Raw genomic sequence first — 24,204 nt, forward strand, 5'->3', positions numbered from 1 at the left:
GCCCGGCCATGCGCGGACGAGGCGCGTCCCACAGGACGGACGGGATACCCGCTCTTAGTACGGGGAATCGCGGAAAAAGCATCCGTCAGTTGGAGAATCCGGGCTTCGGTCAAACGACTGCCGTCTGATGCCAGCCCCAACCGGTTCATGAGTGATCTCGCTACGAACCGCCGGTGTGGGGGAATTCATTGCCAGCACTGGCGCCGCATCCAGGACCACACCGTCTGATTGAACGTTCCGGCTCTCCTTCCGAGGTCATATACGCCGCCTTCACCGCCCATCAGATACTGCACGGGGGAACCGACATCGCTTCCTACGCCGGCGATGAGACGAGCGGCGTGCCATCCGATCTCCTCAGCGCCGATGGGATGCGTCCGGCCCGCATCGGTTACCGGTGCCGAACCAGGACGGAACGCGTCGAGGACGAGTTCATAAACCCGCGGCCCGGTGGGACGCAGTTCGGTCATCAAGGACCGCACCATCTCCGTCTTGGCCGCGTTCACCGCTCCCGTCAACCCCGGAAGGAGAGTTGCGGCGTCTGTGCGGTTCAGATAGACGAGCGCGCCTTGGCTGGACAGCAGCGAAGAAAGGGTGAGCAGCGCGTGGAAGTGGCTGCCCAGATCCGATCCGACGGCGTCCTTCCAGTCCGCGTCGGACGCGCCGAGAAGGGAAGACCGGGCACGGTCCTGATCCGGGAGGCCTCCGAGGAGAACGCCGTCGAGGGGGTCGTACCGCGCCAGTTGTTCGCGTACGGCCGCCCGATCGGCGCTGCCGACAGCGACCATCTCGGTGACCGGGATGCCCGCACCTGACTCTTCGCATCGCCCGGCGAGTCGGGACATCCGTTCGGCGTCGCATCCGGTGATCACCACTGTGGCTCCCGCCCGGAGCAGTGCCCGCGTCATTTCCTCGCCCATGCCCTCCGTGGCATCCGCCACCAAGGTGGTCCGGCCGGATAGCAACTGGCGCTCATGCGGGTGGCTCATGTGCAGCACGTCTTCCGTAGCGACTGATCAGGTCTTCTCATCGTCACGGAGCACCACGGCGCCTCCTCCGTCGGCTCACATGTCGCCGTCCAGGCCGGACGGCGGAAGCGTGTGTGACACCCGGGGCAGAGCCCGCGGACATCACGCACACTGGCCGGGCAGCCGCACGTATCGCGGACGCCGAAGATGTTCCAGCCACGTATCCTATGCGCATCGACGTGCACTGAAGCTGACACGTGTGATATCTGAAGGCTGGCCGGTGTCGATCTGGGTGCATCGGGCCCAGATCACATGTCACGGCAGTGTTCGAGATGCCGCACACTTCTTCGCCGCGCGACACCCCCGCCGCGCGGTCATTTCTCCGGCCCAGCGAACCGCCCGGAACCGATCGCCGCAGTTGCACGGGGCGGGCCGCATCTCAACCGAGGAAGAGGACACTTCAGTGAAGTCACGCTCCAGGCGACCGCTACCACACGTTCTTGCAGGCCTCGTCCTCCTCCTGGCCACCGGTTGCTCCGGTGGTCTCGGGGCGTGGACAGGCGGGGCTTCCACGGTCGTCGTCGGAATGTCCGACGACGTCCTGGCCACCGACCCGGCCTCCGGGTACGACCCGGGCTCGTGGCTGCTGTTCAACAATGTGTTCCAGTCGCTGCTGAGCTTTCCCAACGGCGGTACGCAACCGGAGCCAGAAGCGGCGAAGGAATGTTCCTTCACCGACCAGCACACCCGTATCTACCGCTGCCGGCTCAGAGACGGCCTGAAATTCAGCAATGGCGATCCGCTCACCTCCAAGGACGTCAAGTTTACCTTCGACCGCATTCTGCGGATCAACGATCCGGCAGGGCCAGCCGTTCTGTTCCAGGGACTGACCCGGGTGGAAACCCCTGACGACAAGACAGTCGTGTTCCGGCTCGCCGCCCCCGACGCCACCTTCCCGAGCAAGATCGCTTCGGGTGCGGGTTCGATCGTGGACAGCAGCGACTACGATCCAGGCAAGCTTCGCGGCGACCACCTTGCGATCGGCTCCGGCCCCTACAAACTGACCTCGTTCAATAAGGACGAGGCCGTGTTCTCGGTCAACGACCAGTACTCGGGTACCGCCCGGACGAAGAATGGCGGCGTGACCCTGAAGTTCTTCCACAGTGACCGGGCGGCTCTGAAGCGGGCTTTGGAAGACGGCTCCGTCGACATCGCCTATCGCGGCCTGAGCGCGAGTGACGTGGCCAGTCTCGACGCTCAGGGGACACGCAAAGACCTCGACGTCATCGAGGGCACTGGCGCGGAAGTCCAGGAACTCGTCTTCAATATGAAGGACCCGATGGCGGGCAAGCTCGGGGTGCGCAGGGCCATCGCCTACCTGATCGATCGGCACACTCTGATCAAAGAGGTCTACCAGGACACCGCGATTCCCCTCTACTCGATCATCCCCGCGGGCATCGTCGGTCACAACACTGCCTTCTTCGACCGCTACGGTGGCAGCCCCTCCACATCCAAGGCCGCCGCGGCGCTGCAGGCGGACGGGATCACCAGCAAGGTCAAGCTGACCTTGTGGTCGACGCCGTCCCGCTTCGGTCCGGCCACCGACCAGGAGCTGCTCGCGATCGCATCTCAGCTCAATGCCAGCGGACTGTTCGACGCGAGTATGAAGTCGGTGCCGTTCGACAGATACGAGAAGGGCATCGCCGCCGGCCGGTACGGCGTCTATGTCAAGGGCTGGGTACCGGACTACCCCGATCCCGACAACTTCACGGCACCTTTCTTCGGCAAGGGCAATGTGCTGGACAACCGGTACGACAATGCCATGATCACTAGCGAGATCATCCCGGAAACGGCGGCGGAGGACGACCGGGTCGCTACCAGCCAGCAGTTCGACGAGCTGCAGAACATCGTCGCGGAGCAGGTGCCCTTGCTGCCACTGTGGCAGGGCAAGCAGTATGCGGTCGTGCGGAGTGATCTGCACGGCTACGAGTACTGCCTCGACCCTTCGACGGTGTTCCGTTTCTGGGAACTCAGCAAGAGCTGACGGCAGACCTGCCGGATGTCAGTGGAGCAGGGTTTCGAGGGAGGCGGTGAGGTCCTCGGTCAGCTGCTCCACACTCATCTCAGCCAGAGCTCCGGCCCTCACGACGTACCGGCTGAACGTGACGCCGACGAGCAGGGCGGCGACGAACGGCAGCCTGTGCCGCAGGTTGTAGGCGTCCAGAAGACCCCGGTAGACCTCGTCCGTGCGTTCCTGCATCGCCACGTAGAGAGCTGCCGCGCTTCCCTCGTCGTCGGCGGCGCTGCGCAGCAGTGCTACGAAGGTGTCGGTGCCGGTGGGCCCCTCCATCCGGCGTATGTATCCGCGGGCGATGCGCACGGCAAGGGGCTCCTGGGAGTCACCGGCCAGCATGTCGACGTCCCGGGTTCCCGGGACAGCGGCCAGGAACAGGCTCTCCTTGCTGCCGAAATGCCGTAGTACCAAGCCGTGGGTGACGCCGGCCCGCCGAGCGATGTCCCGCAAAGTGGCACGGTGGTAGCCGCGTTCGGCGAAGGCGCGTGAGGCGGCGTCCAGGATGGCCTGCCGGTGCAGTTCCGGATTGCGGACCCGGGGCGGCGAGGGCGAGGGTGTGTCGGCGGCCATGGCGCGAGCCTACCGCTGTCCCACTCGGCCGGATCCCCGATCAACCGGCAGCTGGCCGGGCGGATCCGGCCGGCCCATCGGCTTCAGGGCGCCCGGACACCGCCGCCGTCGGTGACGATGGCGCGCATCACCTGGTCGAAGTGGTCGCGGACGTGCTCGACCAGGTCGAACGAGGGCTCCGTCAGCCACTGGATCTTCAGCCCGTCCGCCACCGCGATCAGAACTCGGCCCAGAGCTTCTGGATCAACATCGACCCTGACCAGTCCGGCCTCGACGGAGGCGCGCACCGCGTGGGCGTTGTTCGTCCGCATCAGGGCCGTGCGCCGCCGGAAGTACGCGTGCGCTGGATGGCCGGGATCGGTGGCTTCAGTGGCGGTGGTCACGAAGAGTCGGGTGAGGCCGGGGCATGCCACCTCCTCGTTCAGCACGTCCAGCATGTGGTCGAGCAGGCGCCGAAGACCGGATTCTGGAGGTTCGAAGCGAGCGGCCCATGACCGGTCCTGGAACTCGAGGACTGACAGCAGAAGTACGTCCTTGTTCTTGAAGTGGTGCAACAGTCCGGTCTGTGACACGCCAGCCGCCGCGGCCACCTGCGCCAGTGACGTCCGGTGAAAGCCTCGCTCTGCGAAGAGCCGGGCCGCCGCGTCCACCACGGCCGCGCGGCGCCCGTCCGCGGCGGCGTAACTGCCGGAGGCCCGCCGTCGGCGCCGGGGGGCGTTCGGTGTCTGCGCTTCGGTCACTTTCGCACTCTACGCCTGTGCTCGGAACGGTCACGGAACGTGAGGAATAAAAACAGAATACAGTTCGCTTTTTACTGGTGCGTCACCACCGAACCGACTCCGAGGAGCACTTGATGGACACCACAGTTCAGCCCGGCACATGGTCCGTGGACACGGTCCGCAGTTCCGCTGTCTTCTCCGTACGCAACCTGCTCTTCAAAACCGTCCGCGGTCAGTTCCCGATCGTCTCCGCATCTGTCTCCGTGGCCTCCGACGGGATCCCTGTCTCCCTGTCGGCGACACTGGACGCGTCGGGCTTCTCCACCGACCACCCCAAGCGGGACGCCCACGTGCGCGGCAAGGACTTCCTGCATGCCGAGGCACACCCCGAACTCACCTTCCACTCCACCGCCATCCGGCCTCAGGAGCCAGGAACATGGCTGGTCACCGGCGAACTGACCTTGCGTGATGTCACCAGCCAGGTCCGTCTGACCGCACGGGTGCACCGGGCCGACGACAACGTCGCCAGCGTCACCGCCGTCACCCGACTGGACCGGCGGGCGGCCGGAGTCGGGTACGGCCCGTCGCTGCTGGTCGGCCGGAAGGTGGACGTGGAACTGCGCCTTGAGCTGATTCGCTCCCCGAACCAGGCGGGCTGAGCCCGGCCGTTTCACCCGGCCGGTCACTCCTGGCGTGCCCGGCAGAGACGCCCGGTGCGCTGTGCTCCAGTTCCGTCAGCGTTCCGAGGGCGGTGAGCGGTGTGCCGTCGGACAGCACCATCCGGGAGTGCACCCGACCGCGCCCGAAATCCTCCAGCTGAAGCGCAGCGGCACCGTGACCGCTCCGCCAGGCGGTCAGGTAGACGTCCGAGCACATGCGGGCGACCGTAGTGGTCGCGGTCCAGATCTGTCCGTCGGGAAGCATGTCGGCGCCGTCGACGACGACGAGCGTCCTCGTCCGCTCGGTGACGCACCACATCTGGAATGTGAGCACACCCAGATCCACGAAGTAGCTGCGGCCGTTCAGCCGGTGTGTCATGCCACGCCCCTTCTGCAACGCTCACGTTGGCATCACAGACACTGCGGCACCTGCGGCACAGCTGCATCCGTCATCCGACCGAGGTTCTACTCACCCTCACACGTATGAGTAGTTGCATTTGTCACCGTGGAGTGTTCGCATGTTTCCCTAGGGGGGATATGATCCGCCGCGTTGGTATCTCGCTCACGGTTCCGCTGCGTATCTTGAGACACCCGTCTTGAGACTTCCGGAGTGTGCCGGTGAGGCAAGGCGCATCGAGCCGGGTGGAGGACACCATGGATTACTGCGGCAGCTGCCGTCGGCAATTGAACGGGGCTGTCAACTGTCCCGGGTGCGGCACTGTCTACCGTCCCCAGGTGCCGGCACAACGGTCGGGAACGGCCGAAGACCTCGCAGACGACAGCACACCGGTCGAGTACCTGGTGGAACTCTTCCGGCAGCCCAGTGCTCCCGGTGACGAGGCCCGTCTCCTGCGGCCGCGCGGGGTGCCGTCGCGTGCCACACGCCGCACGGGCGTGCTGGTGGCAGTGGTCTGCGCTGTGATTCTCGGCGTTACGGGCGGCGTCTTGCTCCTGACCGACGCGCTAGCGGGGCAGCAGGACACCCCGATCGTGGACATCACCGACCCGCGGCCCTCGGAAGGAACGCAGTCCGTGCCTCAGCCGACCGGGCGGACGGGTCCTACGGGGAGCAGTTCGCCCGGCCATAACACTCTGCGCCCGGAGGCGACCGGAAATTCCACGGTCGTCCTGGTGCCGGGCAGCAGCGGAGCTCCCGCCACCGGCGCGGCCGTCGCCGTGCCGGATGGGGTGGAGTCCGGGAGCGTCTCGCCGACACCGCGGCAGACCGACACCGCCGATGCTGATCCCGGTTTCAAGGCGGCGGTCGTCGGCCAGGACGGCGCTTGCCTGACCGTAGGCCAGAACACGGCGTACGGCGGGACCGCGCTGCAGCTGACCACTTGCAGCGGCGGCCCGGGACAGCAATGGCAGATGCAGTCCGACGGCACGCTGCGCAGCGACGCCGCGGGCCAGTGCCTGGATGTGGAGGATGCGCAGACTGCGGCCGGTTCGGCCGTCCAGCTCTTCGCGTGCAACGCCACCCCGGCGCAGATATGGGTGCACGATGCCACGGGCGAGTTGGTGAACCCCCAATCCGGTCGGTGCCTCGACGCCAAGGGCCTAAAGATCCAGGACTGTGACGGTCGGAGCAGCCAGTTGTGGCGGACACCCACGGACTGAACCGTCCGACCTGTTTCGATCGGCCTTCACACGCGGGACATCACCTGGTCAATGACTCGCATGCCAGCTGCCCCACTGACGAGGTGTCACCCCTGACCGCCGCTGAACGGGACGCGCTGACCGAGCTTCTGCCCAACGGCCACAGCCTGCCGGAGGCGGCCGAACAGTTGGGGATCGCGCTCCGCATGGTGCTTGCCGCCCAGGACGACATCAGGCCGCCATCGCGATAGTGGGACGCGACCTCGAGGCACCAGAGGAGGTAGGTAGGCAGCATGGTCCGGACCCATACCTCCGGCTGGCGGCTCTAGGCATCAGCACCGCACACGCCGAACTGATCGTACGGGAGGGTCAGGCCGACAACTGGCGATCCCGGGAACCGCTCTTCGGCCCGGCCGCCGTCGACCTCGCCGCGAGCTACCCTGTGGCCCGCCGGTCGCAGATCACCGTGACCGCCGTGAAGCACTTCCTTTAATGTCTGCGGGCCGGGGTCACCGTGCGAAGCGGCACGTCCCGCAGGGGGCACCGCTCACGCCATATGCCAGCGCTGCCACCGTGCTCCGAGCTTCGCCACCGCCATGGGGACACGGCTCGGGCGACGACTGGCCCGTCGCACCGCGTGGGAACGATGCCGGCCCCGCCCCCGCCGGGTCTTGATCACTCAGAGCGCTCATCGCGGCGGCGTCGTCCCGATACCCCGCGCGCGCGTGATCAGATACTGCAGCGGTGCCTCGGCGTAGGGACTCTCGGCCGCGATCAGAAGGCCCGCATGCGCACCAAGATCCTCGGCGCTGAACCACTCGGGACTGTCCGCGCCCATGGCCGCTCGTGGCCGGGTGCGGATCGGGCCGATGACGAGTTCGTAAATCCTCGGGCCCGCTCCGTCCAACTCGGCGGCCAGGGAACGCACCAGAGACTTCTTCGCCGCGTTGGTGGCACCGACGAGGGCGGCGAACGGATAGGGGATCTCAGCGCTGAAGCCGCTGAGGTGCACCAGCGCCCCATCTTTTCGAATCAATGGCGTCAGGGATCGCAAGGCGTGAAAATGGCTCGTCAGGTTGGCCGCGATCATGTGCTGCCACTCCTCCGACGTCGTGTCGAGGATGCCCGTGCGATCGGGACTGCCCCAGTCGCCGATCGTGATGACGATTCCGTCGAACTCCCCATAGGCAGAAAGCCGGTCCCGTACGGCACGGCTGTCCGCGTCCCCGACGTCCACCGCGTGGGTGCGGAGGGTGCCGGGACCCGTTCCGTCGACGTATGCGGCAAGACGAGCCAGTCGCCCCTCGTCGCGCCCTGTCGCCACCACTGTCGCGCCCTGACCGAGCAGTGCGCGGGTGACGCCCTCGCCGATTCCACCCGTCGCACCGGCCACCAATACGGTGCTCCCGGAGAGTACGGGTGAGTCGGAGTGCACCATGTCAACCACATCCTCGTCCACGGGCGTATATGAGGCTTTCGTGTGGCCCTGCACATCGGTGGGCCACACGTACCTGCCACCCTGATAACCAAACAGCTATGACGGAATCGTTGCCCGGATCAAGACGCGATGGTTCACGATTTGGAAGAAGTGGGGACAAGAAGGCAGATTTTCAGGGCGGATGGGCAGTCCCACTGTCCGTGGTCCAGGGGTCTCATGCGCTGGGGACGGTAGCGGCAGCGGGCGTTGCCGTCCCCAGCAGGCCGGTCGTACGGACCGGGAGCGCGATCAGCCCGCGGGATCGCATCGACGGTCGCCGACGCAGGTTCTGCGGCGGTACGGCGAGTGCGAGGCGGGGGAACCGGTCGAACAGCGCGGTGAGCGCGATACCGGTCTCCATACGGGCCAGTGGGGCACCAAGGCAGTAGTGGATGCCATGGCCCAACGCCATATGCCCGGCGGCGTCGCGAGCGATGTCGAGCCGGTCGGGGTCGGTGAAGCGTCGCGGGTCACGGTGTGCCGAGGCGAGCGACAGCAGGACCGTCGCGCCGGCCGGCACCATGACTCCGCCGATGACGACGTCCTCGGTGGGGAAGCGGCGGATGGCCAGGGGGACGGGGCCGTCGTACCGTGCCAGTTCCTCTACGGCCTGGTGAACCAGCCCCGGGTCGGCGCGCAGCGCGGCCAGCTGGCGTGGATGGGCGAGTAGGGCCGCGACCGCGTTTCCGATCAGGTGCACCGTGTTCTCGTAGCCGGCGACGAGTATGAGGAAGGCCAGCGAGATCAGCTCGTCCTCGCTGAGCCGGTCCTCGCGGTCACGGACGCCGATCAGGGCCGACAGAAGGTCGTCCGCCGGATGCGTACGCTTGTCGGCGATCAGGCCGGTGAAGAACGCAAGTAGATGGCCGACGGCTTCCCTAGCCCGTTCGGGCCGGGCCGGGTCGGGTGCCATCAGGGCGTCCGACCACGACCGGAAGTCGGACCGGTGGGCGTCAGGCACACCGAGGAGGTCGCAGATGACGATGATCGGCAGGGGAGCCGCGTAGGCGGGGATCAGGTCCACCTGGTCGCGCCCCTGCAGGGCGTCGAGCAGACGGCCCGCGACTCGTGTGATCGGTGTGCGCAGCTCTTCGATGTGCCGGGGTGTGAATGCCTGAGTGACCATTCTTCGGATACGGGTGTGGTCCGGGGGGTCCATGTTGAGGAGAGTGGCATCCAGTGCGGGCGGCAGGGCCATACCCCGGTAGCCGCCGGGCGCCGCATGTCGTTTGTCTAGGAGTAGCCGAGGATCGGCGAGGGCCTGGCGCACATCGTCGTAACGGGTGACCAGCCAGGCGGGGAGACCGTCAGTGCCTGTGATCCGATGCACCGGGCCTTCCTCGCGGAGCCGGCCGTAGACGGTGTAGGGGTCTCGAAACAGCTCCGATGAGTCAACGATCGTAGACGTGAGGGGAGTTGCCTTACTCATCGCAACAGCTAACCAGATGGTGTGACACCCCGACGACACCCCTTCTGGTCCGATCGGGGGCGGCCGAAACACGGCCGCCCCCGACACTCGCTGTCCGCCGTATCGGCTGGACGTCCTGGACAGCGGCTTGCGCCCCGCGGGACGCCGGAGGCGAAACAGCCGTACGACTGCTTCGCCGTGCACGGGCTCCCACAAGCCAGTGCATGCGCAGTCCTACCAGGCGCCGCGGCGGGCAGCCGAGAGCGGTTCGACCACCTCGCCTAATCGAGCAGTCTTCTCGCCTCAAAGCGCAGTTCGCACCCCGGAGCGCATGCCGCAGAGAGCCGCCTCGAAGGGCGTGCGCATGCCCTTCCGGGCGACGGGCCGCCACGGTCGGGCAGCGCCGAAGTGCCCGATCATGGCCCAGCATTGCGCCTAGCAGCGCCTTTTCGATGGGAAAAGAGACCATAGATCCGTTTGACAGATTGAAAATGACCGACCATATTGAACAGGGAAGCACGAACCAGTGAGCGGCTCAACGAGGGACTATGGGGCAATGGGCGCCGTCGCACGGCGACCAAGGTCCCGTGGAGCAGATCCGGCCATCGGGAGATCCCACAGGCGACCGGACCTGACTCACCCCCCGCGGCCGGCGCAGACCGGGTCCACCCGGCCCCCGCTGCGCCGCTGTGGTGCGGGACGGTGACCCCGGCACCCATGCGACAGAGGGTCTTCCCCGCAACGAAGCGGCGAGGACCATGCCCAGGTCCGTCCCCGATGACCTGGCCGGCCTGTCCGCCCTGCCGGGATGCCCGGCACCACTCGACACGGACGCCGGGCGGCAAGGGAGGCGGCCCCGCGAGGTGGACCGCGAAAGCGCCCTGAGACGGGGCCCGCCCGAACGGTCGTACACAAGCAGTGGCTGAGCTCAACGCGACCGGCCGACGCCGTCGTTCAGGAGCTGGGAGATACGGCGAGCCAGTGGCGTCGGTGTCGAGGGGAGATTCGTCATGGAAGAGTTGTCGCGTCGGCAGAACGGTTCCGCGGTCCACTTCTCCGTTCTGGGCCCAGTGCGCGCCTGGCGGGGCGAAGAAGAACTGCTGGTCGGGCCGAAGCAGCAACGGCTGATCCTGGCGGTTCTCCTGGCACGGGCGGGACGGCCCGTCTCGATGCACGAGTTCATCGAGCTGCTGTGGGACGGAGATCCGCCCTCCAGTGCCACCAATGCCGTGCACCGCTATGTGGGTGCGCTGCGCCGGCTGCTCGAGCCGAACTTGCCCGCGCGTTCGCCGGGACGATGGCTGGCGCGGCAGGCCGCGGGATATCTGCTGCGCGTGGACGCCGACTGCCTGGATCTGCTGAGTTTCCGGGCACTGGTGGAACGGGCACGGCAGGAACAGGCAGCCGGCGATCCGGTGGCCGCGGTCGGTCTGTTCACGACGGCCCTCGGCCTGTGGCAAGGCCGTTGCGCGGCGGATCTGGAACCGGCGGGTTCCGCTCATCCCGCGTTCGTCATGCTGGAGCACGAATACGTGTCCGTGGTGTGCGAGGCCGCGGAGACCGCGATGCGCTGCGGCCGTTCCGGGACGATGCTTCTGCCCCTGCGGCAGGCGGTCGAGCGCAACCCCATGGACGAGGCACTGTTGTCCCACCTGCTGCTGGTGCTCGCCTCGGACGGCAAGCAGGCTGAGGCGCTGGCGCTGTACGAGGAGATCCGGCTGCGGCTGGTGGAGGAGCTGGGAGTCGACCCCGGCGCGGAACTGCACGACGCCTACGAGCGCATCCTGCATCAACGTTTCGCCACCGGCACGCAGTCCGACCAAAAGGAAGGCGCCGCCGTCTACGGTCCGCCGGTGGTGACCGCTTCCCCCGTCACGGCCGTGGCCAAGGACCCGATGACGGCACCACCGGCTCAGCTCCCTCCGGATCTGCCAGGTTTTACCGGCCGCGAGGATGCGTTGAACCAGGCTTCGGCCCTGGCCGAGCGGCGTAGCGGGGCACTGCGCGTCCTGGCTGTCGACGGCATTCCCGGCATCGGCAAGACCGCGCTGGCGGTGCACTTCGCCCATCGCATGGCCCCAGAGTTCCCCGACGGCCAGCTGTATGTGGATCTGCGCGGTTTCACGCCGGACGGCAATCCCGTGGATCCGTCCGACGTGTTGCAGGGTTTCCTGGACGCGCTGGGAGTCGCCCCGCAGCGCGTCCCCGCCGCTCTCGACATGCGCGCGGCCCTGTACCGCAGCACTCTCACCGGCCGGCGGGTCCTCGTGGTTCTGGACAACGCCAGCGACCTCTCTCAGATCAAGCCCTTGCTGCCGGGCACGGGCGAGTGCATGGTCGTCGTCACCAGTCGTAGCCGTTTGACCACATTGGCCGCGGCGCACGGCGCGCATCTCCTCACTCTGGACGTGCCCTCGGCCTCCGAGGCAACCCGCTCCTTCGTGGAGCGCGTCCGTGCGAGCCGCCCCCACGTGCGAGACCACGAGGTCAAGCGGCTGGTGGAACAGTGCGGGCGGCTCCCATTGGCCGTGGCCATCGTCGCCGCCAAAGCGGCCGCCTGCCCTGAGCGCTCCCTTGAGCAGATCACTGCGGAACTGAGCGACCGCAGCGGGAGCCTGGACGGTTTCAGCGATGACAACCTCGACAACGACATCAGGGGTGTCTTCTCCTGGTCGTACCGCACCCTCGGCCCGCAGGCTGCACGGATGTTCCCTCTGATCGCCCTGCACCCTGGCCCGGATTTCACCGCATCCGCCCTGGCCAGCATGGCCGGCCTCACCCCGCACCAGGCCGCCCTGGCCGTCGGGGAGCTCGTCCGGGCCCGGCTGCTGACGGTTCACGGCCAACGCCGCTACCGGGCCCACGATCTGATCCTTGCCTACGCCGCCGAACTGGCCGACAACGGTGTGGTGGACCGTTCCGCCGTCTGGTCCCGCACCTACGACCACTACCGCCAGACCATTCACGAAGCGAACACGCTGCTGCGTCCGGGACCCCAGCCGTTCGCTCCGCCGGCGCCGCTGCCCTCCGTCACTCCCGAACCGCTGCCGGACATCGCTTCCGCCATGCACTGGTTCGCCCAGGAACGAGCCGTCCTGCGCTCGCTCGTGGAGGCCGCAGCAACCGCCGGCGACAGCCGTGCCGCCTGGGAACTCGCCGACGCCTTGCAGATGTGCCAGCAACGCGAAGGGTGGTGGCACGACTGGGCGGCCACCATGACGGCGGCTCTCCAGGCCGCCGTTGCGGCCGACGACAGGGAAGGCATGGCGCGCACCCATCACGGTCTGGCCGGCGCGCTGCACTATCTCGGCGATCTCTCCGGCGCTCTGCGTCATCTGGAGGAAGCACGCACCCATTTCGAGCAGTTGAACCTCACGGCGGATCTGGCCCATGTGCTGAAGAACACCGGTCTTGTCTGTCATACGAAGGGCGAGTACGAGAGCGCCGTACAGCATCAGGACCGCGCCCTGCGCCTGCTGAGCTCCGGTGAGAATTCCCGCATCAAGGTCACGGCCTTCGCCGAGGCCGCCAAGACACGGCTCAAGATGGGCGACATCGACAAGGCGATACAGCTGAGTCGCGCCGGTGCCGCGGGCTTCCGCGAAATGGGAGACCTCAACGGGGAAGCGCTGACGCTGTCGGTGATGGGGCACGCCCACCGCATCCAAGGTGACTACGACGAGTCGCTGGCGTTCTTCGAGCGGAGCATCGAACTGCTGCGTCTGGTCGGCGGCCGCGCCACCCTGGCTGAGGAATTGATCGCACTCGGGGATGTGCGGCTGGAAGCCCGCGACATCCCCGGCGCACGACATGCCTGGACCGACGCGCTCCACCATGTGAGGGATCCGGACCTTTCCCTGGCCGTCCAGGCCAGGGAGCGTCTGGACAAGCTGGACGCATCCAGGGTGTAGAGCCTGCGAGGAACGTGTCACCGGACGGGTGGGAACGCCGTCCGGAAGAGGCGGCGCATCTGGGGTTCCGCCAGGACCGCGTCGCCGCAGGGGTCGAGAGTCCGGCCCTCGGCGGCGACCAGGTAGTGGTCGCCCTCGTGGAAGGAAGCGGAGAGTTCGGTCCCCTGGGCGCTCCTGATGCGTACGGTGGCGGACTCCTCGCCGTGGTACCAGTGGGTGACCTGCAAGGTGACCGTGGAGTCGGCCACCGTGGTCGCTGTGCCCTCGAAGGCGGTGGTGGCCTGGCGCAGACCGGACACCGTGGGCGCCGGGCACCGCCCGACGGCGGAGGTTCCGGACAGGCTCAGAACCGGCTGGGCCACGGCGGCGGTGTGGTGAGGCGCGGTGTGATTCCAGAGCAGGCCCCCGCTCACGGCGAGGACGGCGACGGCGGCCCCCGCAAGAAGCAGCGTCCCTCGTCGTCGCGAAGGGGCGGGCTCGGCGGTCGGCATTGTGTCCTGACGCATGACGGTCTCCATGAGGTGAGGGGTGGTTGTGGGTTCGCAGACCAGGGCCGGGTCGGCGGCCTTGAGCCTGGCGAGCAATTGCCGGTCGTTCATCGGCCGCTCCTGCCTCGTTGCGGGTGCGCTCTCGGTGCGGCGCCGGTGTCGTGTCCCGGTTCCAGTCGTGCGGCCAGCTTTCGCTTGGCACGATGCAGTCGGATGCTCACCGCGTTGGGAGTGGTGCCGGTGGCCGCGGCTATGCCGCTCGGCGTCAGGCCCTCCCAGGCCCACAGCCGCACCGCCTCGCGGTCGGCGGCGCTCAGCGCACCGAGGGCGGCGTGCAGATCGGCGTGCCGGTCGTCGTGAGGCGTCCAGACCGGTGTGTGGGGTGACGTCACCCGCAGGCGTTCCAGGAGCCGGAATCGACGCCCTTCGGCCCGCTGTGCGTTGGCCAGACACCTGTGAGCGACGCCGTAGCACCAGGGCAACACCTCGTCGGGGTCGACCGGATGCCCGGAGCGCAGACCGGGGATGTCGTCCAGCCGGCGCCACAGCACCAGCAGTGTCTCCGCAAGCACGTCGTCGACGCCGTCCGGACCGGCCCGCCGGAACAGGTAGCGATGCAGCGGCTCCGTGACCACATGTGCCAGGGACTCGAAACGGTGCTCGCGGCACCGGGCCGGTCTGCGCTCCTCGATGGATTCCACACCCTTGTCTGTCCGGCACCCGATCCCCTCTTTCACGTCGGCGGAAGATGTCCTGGTGGCCCGAGTCCCGCCATCGGCTGTAGCGTCATCCCCGCTGGCTCCCCCGTCCTCGGTAGTACGTGCTGTCATGTGCGCGGCCGGGTAGGGTGCGGGGGCGCCGGACGGCACCAAGACTCTCACCAAGGGCGCGCCGGACCGGCGGAGCTCTCACTCAGCGAAGGCGAAAATCCTTGATCAGCCTTGACCTGCACCCTCTTTTCCGCAACGACAGAGACATCGAACTCGCGCTGCGTCAGTTCATCTTCAAGGCGCGTCACTCCGGGGAACCTACGGCCGAGATCATCCCGGGCAAGGGCACCGGGCAGCTGCGGCAACGTGTGATGGCCTTCCTCGGCCAGAAGCACATCAAGCGCCTTTATGAACGAGCCGAAGTCGTCGAGGCCAACACTGGCCGGATTCTGGTCCACTTCGCGGTGGACGGACAGCAGGGAGAGCAAAGAACTCTGCGGTAGTGAGCAACCGTGTGGCCCGTGGGGTCCCTAGGGTTGGGGAAGGTTTCGGGCGTACCCGCCGGAAACCTTCCCTCTTCTCATTCGCTGCCAGGCGCGAACGGCACGTTCGTCCGCCAGAGGCACGCTGACCACCAGGGAGGGCCGATGGTCCGGCACACGCGGACACCTATATCCGCGCTATGGGAATGGCAAATGCAGGCCGCCTGTCGCGGCATGGACAGCGACATCTTCTATGCGACGTACAGTCTTCGAGGCACACCGCGGCGTGAACACGAGGAACAGGCCAAGAATGTGTGCGAGGGTTGCCCGGTCCGGGAAATGTGTGCGGACTTCGCACTCGCCACGAACGAACCCTACGGGGTGTGGGGCGGTCTAACCGAAGCGGATCGCGCGGACTCACTGGGCATAGCACGCCACCAGTTGGGGAGCAGGCTGAAACAGCCGGAGACGTAATGCACAAGGCTTGTCCGCGGTGGGCAGTCATCCGACCCTAGAAGATACCTCCCTGTTTGAAGCAGCCTTTCCTCGTACTCGCCGTGGGCGGGTGGGCAACGACGTCGGTTCAAGCCGTCGTTGCGCCGGCACGAGAGGAAGGAGCCGGGCCGATGCCGGTGCGGGACTCGTTGGAGCGCAGAACCTGTCAGGTCTGGGGACATACAGCGGGAGTTCGTACGATCACGGATGCGGCGGCAGCCGACGCTCTGGGGAGCGGGGAGGCACGGGAGACGTTCCTGGAGCTGGCCCGCCGCAGTTCGCCGGGCGTCGAGGTGGCGCACCATCACCGAGGGCTGAGCGCCGGCATCGAGATCCGCGGATTCGGCGATGTGGGCAGCGCGACGGTGTACGGGCCGGGCACGACGTTCTCGCGTTCGCTGCGCCGCGCCCGCGCAACGCGCGAGGCCGCCGTGGTAGTGAGCCTCCAGGAGCGCGGCACCACCCGACTGGAACTCCCCCACCGGGACGTACGGTTGCGCCCCGGGGAGCTCGTCCTCCACTGCACGTCCGACCCCGGTGTACGGACTCATAGTGACGGAGGCCTGGTGCGCTATGTGTACATTCCCTTGCATCAACTGGGTCTGACACCGACCGTGGTGCGGCCAGCACTCGGCGCCGTGCTCACCTCGGAGCAGGGGGTGCCGGGCCTGGTCGCCGGCTTCTTCACGCGGTTGCTGCGCTCGCGTGATCTGACGCCCGGCTTCGTGGCGGACTCGCTGGCGGCCCCGGGAATCGAACTCGTGCGCTCCTTGATCATGGCGAGTGCTCATGAGACGGACGGTGGTGCCTCAAAGGATGCCCTGCTGGTGGCCCAAATCCTTGACTTCGTCCGCGCCCATCTCGCCGACGCCGATCTGACGGCGGATCGCATCGCACGCGAACACCACGTCTCCGTCCGGCAGATGTACGTCGTGCTGTCCCGTTCGGGAGTGGCGCTGGGCAGATGGATCCGGGTTCAGCGGCTGGAGAGATGCAGACAGGAGCTATCGCGCCCGGACGCGTACGACGTCCCCATCGCGAGTGTCGCGCAGCGCTGGGGCTTCGTGAACGCCGCCCATTTCAGCCGTACCTTCAAGGTCCGGTACGGCGTCAGTCCCCGCCAGTGGCGCGCTGCCGGACATCCACAGCCGCCGAGCCGGCAGTAGCCAAGCGCGTGTGGTCGCCGGGCCGGGGACAGGGATCACCGGCGCGTGTCATCGGTCATCTGACTACGGACCGCGCCGGACATGCCTGGCGGCCGGACCATTTGTCGGCGGATCGTGTCGTCGTTCTGCGTCATCCAGGGCTTCATAAAACGCTATAAGGCACGTCAAATGCCGCGATGCTCGTCCGTTGTGTGCGTCAGCCGATGTGAAGAAGCGCCGTAAGTCGTTAGACAGATTCGCGGGCGTGACCGCCGGGTGATGCTAGGTCCGTCGCCCGGCAGCGCGGACCGGGTGGCCCCGCCGCCGACACGGCACGGTGACCCCGTACCCGGCGTCAAGAGTGGCATCCACAGTTCAACAGGCGTCTCCGCGTCGTCGTCTAAGGTCCGAAAGGGAAAGCCATGCCGTTCATCACTGTTGGTCAGGAGAACTCGACCGACATCAACCTGTACTACGAGGACCACGGTGCCGGGCAGGCGGTCGTCCTGATCCACGGCTACCCCCTCGATGGGCACTCGTGGGAGAAGCAGACGGCGGCGCTGCTGGATGCCGGCTACCGGGTCATCGCCTATGACCGCCGGGGCTTCGGCCAGTCCAGTCAGCCCACCATCGGCTACGACTACGACACCTTCGCCGCCGACCTGAACACCGTCCTGGAGACGCTCGACCTGCACGACACGGTCCTCGTCGGCTTCTCCATGGGTACCGGCGAAGCCGCCCGCTACATCGCCAACTACGGCTCCGCACGGGTCGCGAAGGCCGCCTTCCTGGCCTCTCTGGAGCCCTACCTCCTGAAGACAGACGAGAACCCGACGGGCGCCGGGGGTCCTGACTTCTTCCAGGGCATCTCCGAGACGGCCAAGAACGACCGATACGCCTACTACACGTCGTTCTACAATGACTTCTACAACCTCGCCGACAACCTCGGCACGCGCATCAGCGAGGAGGCTGTGCGCAACAGCTGGAACGTCGCCACGAGCGGCGGCGCCTACGCGGCCTCGGCGGCTCCCCTCACCTGGCCGACCGACTTCCGCGCCGACATTCCGAAGATCGACGTCCCGACTCTGATCGTGCACGGAACCGCGGACAACATCCTGCCGATCGACTCCACCGGCCGTCCCTTCCACAAGGCTCTCCCGACCGCCGACTATGTCGAGATCGAGGGTGCCCCGCACGGTCTGCTGTGGACCCACGCCGATGAGGTCAACAACGCGCTGCTCGCTTTCCTGGGCAAGTAGCCCGCGGGGGGAAAAAAACAGACCGCTGAGCGCGCCAAACCAGCCGCCGCGGGCAGACGCCGGGGCCGTCGTCCCTCCGGGCGACGGCCCCGGCGTCTGCCCGCACAAGATCGACTCCTCGGCCTCGTAGGTTCCTCACCAGCGCCAGTCGTTCTGTCGATTCCTTTCCCACCCGGTCACGACACGATGAGGCACCGCCCAGACACCGAGGAGATCGACCGCATGGCTCAGCACGGACCCGCGCACGACCGCGACGACAGGGAGACGGTGCCTTTTCAGCCCGTTCTCCTGATACCGGTCCGCAGGTTGTTCGATCCGACACAGGTCAGATGGCAGCAATTCCGGCTGCGCTACAGCGTGGATGATCCCTTCGCGGTCGGTTTCGAACTCGGCCAGGTCACCGCTCCAGCGGCACTGACCGGGGTAGTTTCCCGTGATCTGCTCCGATCCGGCATTTCGCGACCTTCGGGCATGGGATCGTGCAGGGTCTGGCCGTCCCACCGGGAAACCTCCTCGCGCCGCAAGCTTTACCTGTGCGTCGAAACATCCAACGGGCGGGTCACTGTCGAGGGGGATCATCTGACGATCAGGCAGTGGCTCGACGCCACGTATCGTCTTGTGCCCCAGGGCAGCGAGCGCGAACTGGTGGACTGGGACTCCTTGGCCCAAGCCCTCCTGCGGCGCGGCAACTGACGGGCACCGGGAGACCCGCGCCAGCACTCACGCATACCTGTTTCTCTCCAACCACGTCGAATTACCTATGTCGGGTATCTGTCTGCCGTCTAACTTGGTGGAGCCTCGTCGCCCCAGACCGACAACGTGGCCGGTCCCCTGTCGGCAGTGCGATTCGTGAGATCCCGCCGGACGGAACGTCTGTAGGCCGAACTGGAGATGCGACATGAAGCCGTATTCGCTCACTCACCTCTCGTCCGGCATCAACTGCACGCTCGCGGCCCGCCACTCGGGTTTCTAGTGCCCAGACGCGGAATCGGTGGACCGAGACCATGCCGAAAGCTTATGTACCCCCGAGAGCGCCACGGTCGGAAGCGGAGGTTACCTTCGGGACAGTTCCGGGAGGCGTTGAAAACCCCACTCTTTCGGGCAGTTCAGACGGCAGGTACTGGTCTGTCCTCACAGTCGCCCTCCGGCCCGCTGTGGTGGGACAGGGAGAATCTGGAGTGGGCAACACCTCGCTCCTGCTGGTTGCCGCGGACCGGGCGGCCGACCCTAACTGGCATGTACGGTGCCTGTCAGGCGGAGGCGGTGGTCCCATCGACCTCCTCTCCACGCTCCGCTGGGCACTGTCCGTAGAAGCCGTCGGCGGCGGACTCTCCGCATATACGGCATTGCGGCAGACCGGGGCGTCTGGAGCGCGCCGGCGTCCCGTTCAACTGACCGTAGAGGAAGGTCACCGATACGTGGCAGCCGCGTTGATGGCCCTGCGGCGCGGACGGGCCGGCGCCCTCGATCTCATTCGGGCGTGCGCCGGATTCGGCACGGTCTTCGTAGCCGAAACGGACCAGGCGGCCTTGGTTTCGGCCCTCGGACACTGCCAGGCCCAGAATCCCGACGACGGTGACTTGGCCGCCTTTCAGCTGGCCTCGCTCACCGCACTGACTCATCGTCCCGGTGCCGCGTGCGGGCCGCCGCACCGGCCAAACACCCAGGACTCGCCCGAACCTGCGCTGCGCACCACCGTGCTTGCCCATCTGGATCCGACAGGAAGGGTCGAGGACCACAAGGCCGGACTGTCAGGCTTCATCTCCTCGACGGCTTCGGACGGCAGCCGCCCCGGCTCGCGCCGACCAACCAGGTCGGCGGACGCTGCGTGGCGAGAGGACGACTCCGCCCTCGACGAATACCACCGGGTCGCCGGGGGGCACTGGTCGGAGGCACTCACGGCGGAGCGTCAGTGGCTGGAGCGGGAGGGACTGACCCGGTTCGCCCCGAGTCTCATTGCTCGGCTGCTCATGATGTGCGCCTGCCAGTGGAGGAACGGTCAGGCAGCCGAACATCTGCGACAGGTCCGCCGAGAGGCGGGCCGCCTTGGATCGGCCCACAACGCTCAATGGGTTTTTCGCGCCACGTTCTTGCTCGCAATGGCGAAACACACTGCGCTGGGCGGCGCCAGCGTGCCACCGCTACCGCCCGGCCCCGTCCATGACGCCGTGGCGGGATACGCCTACGTGGACCGCACAGAGGGGCCGTTCCACTCGGCTGTGCAGGCAGCCTCGGTCTTCTATCAGCCGTTCGCACGCGGCAGATTCGCGCTGAATCACGGGTTGCGGCCGAAGCGGCAATGGAAAACTGCGCTGGTGCGTGCTCACAGGACAGCGTACGAGATGTTCACACGTCTGGAGGCCGTACCCTGGCAGGAGACCGTCCGTGCCGAACTACACACGGTAGGTGTGAGTGTCCCCGGGACGAGCATGGTCTTGCAGGTGAACGCCGGGGGGCGCCCCACCTCGACCGCCCAGGAGCACCGAATCGTCCAGCCGGCCACCGAAAGCCCGTCCGAACAGGAGATCACGGAAAGGCTGTTCTTCTCACCACGGACGGTTGCTTCTCATCTGTACAAGGTGTTTCCGCGGCTGGGCGCCAGGTCACGGCGGGAACTCAACCGCGCACTGCAGAAACTAGGTGATCACACATGACAGGACATGCGGCCACGGCATCGACACACAAGCGGCAGAGCCCGGCCGGCCTGTTGCGTCTCACCTCAGTACCTGCCGCTGACTCGTCTTGGGAGACGGAGGACCCGGACACGGTATCGGTCAGACTCACTCTGACGGCGAGCGACATCCTCACTCAGGAAGGTGCGGACGCCTACCTGCGCACGGCGTCGGGGGTGCAAGTGGTGCCCTGGGGTGAATGGCAGAACGCGGATATCGCGCTGGTCCTGGCGCATGCAATGACTCCGGCAACGCTCGGGCGCGTCCAAGAGGTCACCGAAACCCAGGAGGGGCAGCACCTGCCCGTCCTTCTCGTGGTGGACTCCATCAGCGAACGGCATCTGCTGCACGCGGTGAACCATGGGGTGGTAGGCGTGCTGTTGCGGAACGAGGTCGCCTACGCGGATATCGTCGAGGCGAGTCGACGAGCCCTGCACGGTGAGTCCCCCCTGCCCCCGACCTTGGTACGGGCTCTGGTCGAGCGCCTGCGCTCCTTGCCGGCACACCAGGTTCGCTCGTCTGACCTATCAACACGTGAGGTCGAGGTCCTGCGCCTGCTAGCGGATGGGCTGAGCACTGCGGAAGTGGCGGGGCGGCTCAACTACTCGGAGCGCACTATAAAGAACGTGCTGCATGAGGTCGTCACACGGCTGCGCCTGCGCAACCGGACCCAGGCAGTGGCATACGCCATCCGGAACGGGGCAATGTAAGCGGCGCCTGCACGGGATGCCCGGGCCGTGCTCATCAACCGCGGCCGCCCGTAGTGTGTCCCAAAGATGCCGCTGAGCGCGCCGGTGAGCAGTGTTCGTGCACAGATGTCGATTCCTTGTGCTCGCGGATCGAGAACGACATTCGAACTCTCGCTCGTGCTTGGGAAGACCCAAATCCTGCTCCCCGCACGGCGCGACACATAGTGGATGGTCGTGATCAACAGTCGGCTCCAAAAGCTACGCGTCGCAAGAGGGCTGAGCCCGTACGTGCGCTTGCGTCGGCGATGGGCGTACCGTCCACGTTTCTCGGCCAGATCGCGCGTGGTGTGACCGAGCCCAGTCTCACCATGCTGCGCAGACCCGCCGATGGATCTCCCTGGTCGATATGTTCGGGGACCTGTCCCTGCCGAAGATCGGCGACGTGCGGGTCAAGTGGTCCCGTAACCTCCCCTTCGTGCCGTCCACAGTGACCGTGATCAAAGACGCCGCCGGAAGGTACTTCGCGTCCTTCGTTGTGGAGAGCGACCCCGAGACGCTGCCCGACGTGGCATCCGCCATCGGCATCGACCTGGGCCTCGGACACTTCGCGGTCCTTTCCGACAACACGAAGATCGACGCCCCGCGCTTCCTGCGCCGGGTGAGGACCTGGCGGTGAAGGGGCTCGCCCGTACGCACCGTACGCGCTTGGCCAAGTCCGGCCACGACGCGGGATGGTCCGCGTTCGTGACGATGCTGGAGTACAAGGCCGCGAAATTTCGACCGCAGCTTCCTCCGCGTCGGACGGTTCGAGCCGACCTCTCAGGTCTGCCCCGTGTGCGGCGTCAAGGACGGTCCAAAGCCCCTGCACATCCGCGTGCGGGAATGCGGGGCTTGCGGGGCCGTCCTTGATCGGGACATCAACGCGGCGGTCAACGTCGCCAAGGCCGCCGGACTGGCGGTGTCAGCCTGTGGAGCGCAGGTAAGACCGGTATTCGCACCGGCCCAGCGCGGTGAAGCAGGAACCCACCGAGACGGTCAGCCGACCGTGGTAGGACTCCCCGGGCTTTAGCCCGGGGAGCGGAAGTCAAGTCAAAAAGGGTGACGAGCCCTCCGAGGTCATCATTGCTGCCTGACTGCCCCTGGTATGACGGCTCACGCGTATGCAGGCCCCCCGCATAGGCAACGACACTGCCCCCAGGGTCGGACGCCTGCCCGCCGACGGCAGTCTGCCGTCGCGGCGCAGAGCGCATCAGGCCTCGCCGCGGTATCGGCGGCACTCTCACGTTCCACGGAGGCGGCGCATACGCACACCTGACCGTCCGTGAGGCGGAGGAGGCCCGTCTCGCGGGCGGCGGCAGGCTAACGAACGAGCGGATCGGTCGTCGGCTGAGGGTCACTCAACATGCGGTTGCAAGCCAGCCCGCCACTCATCCGGCGCTGCTAGCCACTCGGATCTACAATACGTATCGTGTCCCAGATTTCACATATGCCTCTCGTCCGCGAGGACTTGCACACATCGCGAGGTGTGTTTGCCGCCCTCATCTCCGAACCTCCGACCGCCGCGCGGGACACCGTTCTCCTGCTGCCCGGCTACACCAAGGACAAGGAGGACTTCACGGCATTGCTTCCCCTCCTGTCCGCCGTCGGTCACCGAGCCGTCGCGGTAGATCTGCGAGGCCAGAACGAGACTCTCGGCGGCCATGATGGGTCGGCCTACAGGCGGGAGCAACTGAGCGCCGACGTCGCGGTTTTGGCTGGCGCCCTCGATGCTCCCGTACATCTGGTCGGTCATTCCATGGGCGGCCAGCTCGCCCGGGGCGCGGTCCTGAGCGCCCCCGAGACATTCATGTCGCTGACACTGCTCTCCGCGGGGCCCGCCCAGGTGGGCGAAGCTCGCAGGGCGCAGGTGGAGTTGCTCATGGGAGCACTCTCCACCATGACGCTGGAGGAAGTGTGGCACGCCATGGAGAAACTGCGCCCGAACCGGGCCGTGTCCCCCGACGCCGAGGCGCGCCGGGTCCGGTGGCTGCGCACCAACCGCACGCATCTGCTGGCCGCCGGACGCAATCTGTTGGACGAGCCCGACCGGACTGCTGATCTGGCCCGGCTCGGAAGCGTCCCGGTGCACGTTCTAAACGGCGACAATGACGACACCTGGGCACCGGATCTGCTGGCGGACATGGCCCGGCGGTTGAAGGCCAGGCACACCGTGTTCGCGGAGACCGGGCATTCACCCCACGTGCAGCGCCCCCAGGAGACCGTGAGGGCGATGTCCGGATTCTGGGATTCCCTGTAGGGAGGCGTGCGCTCTGTCACGCCGCTCGCTCTCATCCGGTCGCCACGTCCACGTCCGGCGTGGCGTCCGGACGCAGCCAAGGGGATGTGAAATCCACTTGGGAGGGCCCGAGGCCGTGCTGCTCGTCGGTGTAGAACCGCAGCCGGGTGCCGTCTGGATCGGGCACCACGAGGAGGTAACCCACCATCCCGACGAGGGCTGGCGAGTGGACAACCCCGAGGCCGTCGAGATGCTGGATCCACCGGTCCAGCTCCACGCGGTCTGCGACGGCGAACGTCAGAGGATCGAAGCCGGTCAGCCGCCGTGCGGTCCTCGGGTCCAGACGCAGTTCAACGTGAGTGTCTACGCCCGGAACCTCAAGGATCACGGCGAAGAGCTGCCCGTTGTGTGTGCGGTGGTCGAACTGCTCGAGACGGCGTGCTCCCAGGACTTCGCTGTACCAGGTAATGCTTCGTTCCAGATCGGAAACGGGAAGCTTGATGTGGTGCAGGTTTCGCACCACGGGGCGATCGGTCATGCGACACACGCGTCCTTCAGCATATGAACCATAGAGGGGGCAGTTCCCCTGATACGCGGACAATGTACA

General features: G+C 66.9%; 22 protein-coding genes and 1 pseudogene. 14 read left to right on the forward strand and 9 right to left on the reverse strand.

Going from position 1 to position 24,204, the window contains the following annotated elements:
* Positions 1 to 185: 185 nt before the first annotated feature.
* Positions 186 to 986, reverse strand: coding sequence for an SDR family oxidoreductase (locus ACZ5K7_RS35775; protein ID WP_468920358.1), 801 nt, complete (start codon positions 984 to 986; stop codon positions 186 to 188).
* A gap of 565 nt (positions 987 to 1,551) precedes the next feature.
* Here ACZ5K7_RS35775 and ACZ5K7_RS35780 point away from each other — a divergent pair.
* Positions 1,552 to 3,009 (forward strand): ABC transporter substrate-binding protein, encoded by a 1,458-nt coding sequence (locus ACZ5K7_RS35780; RefSeq protein ID WP_468920264.1) that lies wholly within the window; start codon positions 1,552 to 1,554, stop codon positions 3,007 to 3,009.
* Positions 3,010 to 3,027: 18 nt separating this feature from the next.
* Here ACZ5K7_RS35780 and ACZ5K7_RS35785 read toward each other — a convergent pair whose 3' ends face one another.
* Together ACZ5K7_RS35785 and ACZ5K7_RS35790 are read right to left on the reverse strand one after the other, a co-directional pair.
* Positions 3,028 to 3,609: a TetR/AcrR family transcriptional regulator gene (locus ACZ5K7_RS35785; RefSeq protein ID WP_468920267.1), complete on the reverse strand. Its 582-nt coding sequence runs from the start codon at positions 3,607 to 3,609 to the stop codon at positions 3,028 to 3,030.
* 83 nt (positions 3,610 to 3,692) lie between these two features.
* Positions 3,693 to 4,349 carry a TetR/AcrR family transcriptional regulator gene (locus tag ACZ5K7_RS35790; protein WP_468920270.1) on the reverse strand — a complete coding sequence of 219 codons (657 nt, stop codon included), beginning with the start codon at positions 4,347 to 4,349 and terminating at the stop codon, positions 3,693 to 3,695.
* A 113-nt stretch (positions 4,350 to 4,462) separates the two neighbouring features.
* On the opposite strand from ACZ5K7_RS35790, the gene ACZ5K7_RS35795 reads away from it, so the two are divergent.
* A complete protein-coding gene (locus ACZ5K7_RS35795) occupies positions 4,463 to 4,987 on the forward strand; it encodes a YceI family protein (protein ID WP_468920273.1) in 525 nt (174 codons plus the stop codon).
* Here the strand turns inward: ACZ5K7_RS35795 and ACZ5K7_RS35800 are convergent.
* Positions 4,869 to 5,366: a MoaF-related domain-containing protein gene (locus ACZ5K7_RS35800; RefSeq protein ID WP_468920276.1), complete on the reverse strand. Its 498-nt coding sequence runs from the start codon at positions 5,364 to 5,366 to the stop codon at positions 4,869 to 4,871. The two genes, ACZ5K7_RS35795 and ACZ5K7_RS35800, sit on opposite strands and share 119 nt — an antisense overlap.
* Positions 5,367 to 5,629: 263 nt before the next feature.
* Here ACZ5K7_RS35800 and ACZ5K7_RS35805 point away from each other — a divergent pair, with 263 nt between their 5' ends.
* Positions 5,630 to 6,607, forward strand: coding sequence for a ricin-type beta-trefoil lectin domain protein (locus ACZ5K7_RS35805; protein ID WP_468920279.1), 978 nt, complete (start codon positions 5,630 to 5,632; stop codon positions 6,605 to 6,607).
* Between the two features lie 83 nt (positions 6,608 to 6,690).
* Complete coding sequence (locus ACZ5K7_RS35810; protein WP_468920282.1) at positions 6,691 to 6,837, forward strand: hypothetical protein; 147 nt, start codon at positions 6,691 to 6,693, stop codon at positions 6,835 to 6,837.
* 437 nt (positions 6,838 to 7,274) lie between these two features.
* On the opposite strand, the gene ACZ5K7_RS35815 is transcribed toward ACZ5K7_RS35810, so the two are convergent.
* A complete protein-coding gene (locus tag ACZ5K7_RS35815) occupies positions 7,275 to 8,045 on the reverse strand; it encodes an SDR family NAD(P)-dependent oxidoreductase (RefSeq protein ID WP_468920285.1) in 771 nt (256 codons plus the stop codon).
* Positions 8,046 to 8,238: 193 nt separating this feature from the next.
* Positions 8,239 to 9,492: a cytochrome P450 family protein gene (locus ACZ5K7_RS35820; RefSeq protein ID WP_468920288.1), complete on the reverse strand. Its 1,254-nt coding sequence runs from the start codon at positions 9,490 to 9,492 to the stop codon at positions 8,239 to 8,241.
* 989 nt (positions 9,493 to 10,481) lie between these two features.
* Here ACZ5K7_RS35820 and ACZ5K7_RS35825 point away from each other — a divergent pair.
* Positions 10,482 to 13,382: an AfsR/SARP family transcriptional regulator gene (locus tag ACZ5K7_RS35825; protein ID WP_468920290.1), complete on the forward strand. Its 2,901-nt coding sequence runs from the start codon at positions 10,482 to 10,484 to the stop codon at positions 13,380 to 13,382.
* A gap of 17 nt (positions 13,383 to 13,399) precedes the next feature.
* Here the strand turns inward: ACZ5K7_RS35825 and ACZ5K7_RS35830 are convergent, their stop codons facing one another.
* Entirely contained in the window at positions 13,400 to 13,981 is a 582-nt protein-coding gene (locus ACZ5K7_RS35830) for a hypothetical protein (protein ID WP_468920293.1), read from the reverse strand.
* The gene (locus tag ACZ5K7_RS35835; RefSeq protein ID WP_468920295.1) at positions 13,978 to 14,571 is read right to left on the reverse strand and encodes an RNA polymerase sigma factor; all 594 of its coding nucleotides are present in this window, start codon (positions 14,569 to 14,571) and stop codon (positions 13,978 to 13,980) included. Before ACZ5K7_RS35835 ends, ACZ5K7_RS35830 begins: the two co-directional genes overlap by 4 nt.
* A 230-nt stretch (positions 14,572 to 14,801) precedes the next feature.
* On the opposite strand from ACZ5K7_RS35835, the gene ACZ5K7_RS35840 reads away from it, so the two are divergent.
* The 9 genes and pseudogenes from ACZ5K7_RS35840 to ACZ5K7_RS35880 all read left to right on the forward strand — a co-directional run bounded on the left by ACZ5K7_RS35840 (position 14,802) and on the right by ACZ5K7_RS35880 (position 23,618).
* A complete protein-coding gene (locus ACZ5K7_RS35840) occupies positions 14,802 to 15,083 on the forward strand; it encodes a Smr/MutS family protein (RefSeq protein WP_468920298.1) in 282 nt (93 codons plus the stop codon).
* 192 nt (positions 15,084 to 15,275) lie between these two features.
* Complete coding sequence (locus ACZ5K7_RS35845; protein WP_468920360.1) at positions 15,276 to 15,536, forward strand: WhiB family transcriptional regulator; 261 nt, start codon at positions 15,276 to 15,278, stop codon at positions 15,534 to 15,536.
* 152 nt (positions 15,537 to 15,688) lie between these two features.
* The gene (locus ACZ5K7_RS35850) at positions 15,689 to 16,723 is read left to right on the forward strand and encodes a helix-turn-helix domain-containing protein (RefSeq protein WP_468920300.1); all 1,035 of its coding nucleotides are present in this window, start codon (positions 15,689 to 15,691) and stop codon (positions 16,721 to 16,723) included.
* Between the two features lie 401 nt (positions 16,724 to 17,124).
* The gene (locus ACZ5K7_RS35855; RefSeq protein ID WP_468920303.1) at positions 17,125 to 17,961 is read left to right on the forward strand and encodes an alpha/beta fold hydrolase; all 837 of its coding nucleotides are present in this window, start codon (positions 17,125 to 17,127) and stop codon (positions 17,959 to 17,961) included.
* 222 nt (positions 17,962 to 18,183) lie between these two features.
* Positions 18,184 to 18,654 (forward strand): SsgA family sporulation/cell division regulator, encoded by a 471-nt coding sequence (locus ACZ5K7_RS35860; RefSeq protein WP_468920305.1) that lies wholly within the window; start codon positions 18,184 to 18,186, stop codon positions 18,652 to 18,654.
* 725 nt (positions 18,655 to 19,379) lie between these two features.
* Positions 19,380 to 20,615 carry a LuxR C-terminal-related transcriptional regulator gene (locus tag ACZ5K7_RS35865; protein WP_468920307.1) on the forward strand — a complete coding sequence of 412 codons (1,236 nt, stop codon included), beginning with the start codon at positions 19,380 to 19,382 and terminating at the stop codon, positions 20,613 to 20,615.
* Positions 20,612 to 21,343, forward strand: a complete 732-nt coding sequence (locus ACZ5K7_RS35870) for a helix-turn-helix transcriptional regulator (protein WP_468920310.1) — start codon at positions 20,612 to 20,614, stop codon at positions 21,341 to 21,343. The genes ACZ5K7_RS35865 and ACZ5K7_RS35870 overlap by 4 nt, the downstream gene beginning before the upstream one ends.
* Before the next feature lie 391 nt (positions 21,344 to 21,734).
* A pseudogene (locus ACZ5K7_RS35875) lies at positions 21,735 to 22,391 on the forward strand (RNA-guided endonuclease InsQ/TnpB family protein); the annotation flags it as partial.
* A gap of 417 nt (positions 22,392 to 22,808) precedes the next feature.
* The gene (locus ACZ5K7_RS35880) at positions 22,809 to 23,618 is read left to right on the forward strand and encodes an alpha/beta fold hydrolase (protein WP_468920312.1); all 810 of its coding nucleotides are present in this window, start codon (positions 22,809 to 22,811) and stop codon (positions 23,616 to 23,618) included.
* A 31-nt stretch (positions 23,619 to 23,649) separates the two neighbouring features.
* Here the strand turns inward: ACZ5K7_RS35880 and ACZ5K7_RS35885 are convergent, their stop codons facing one another.
* The gene (locus ACZ5K7_RS35885; protein ID WP_468920315.1) at positions 23,650 to 24,135 is read right to left on the reverse strand and encodes a VOC family protein; all 486 of its coding nucleotides are present in this window, start codon (positions 24,133 to 24,135) and stop codon (positions 23,650 to 23,652) included.
* Between the last annotated feature and the right edge of the window lie 69 nt (positions 24,136 to 24,204).

The sequence above is a fragment of the Streptomyces sp. NPDC031497 genome, from assembly GCF_055580905.1.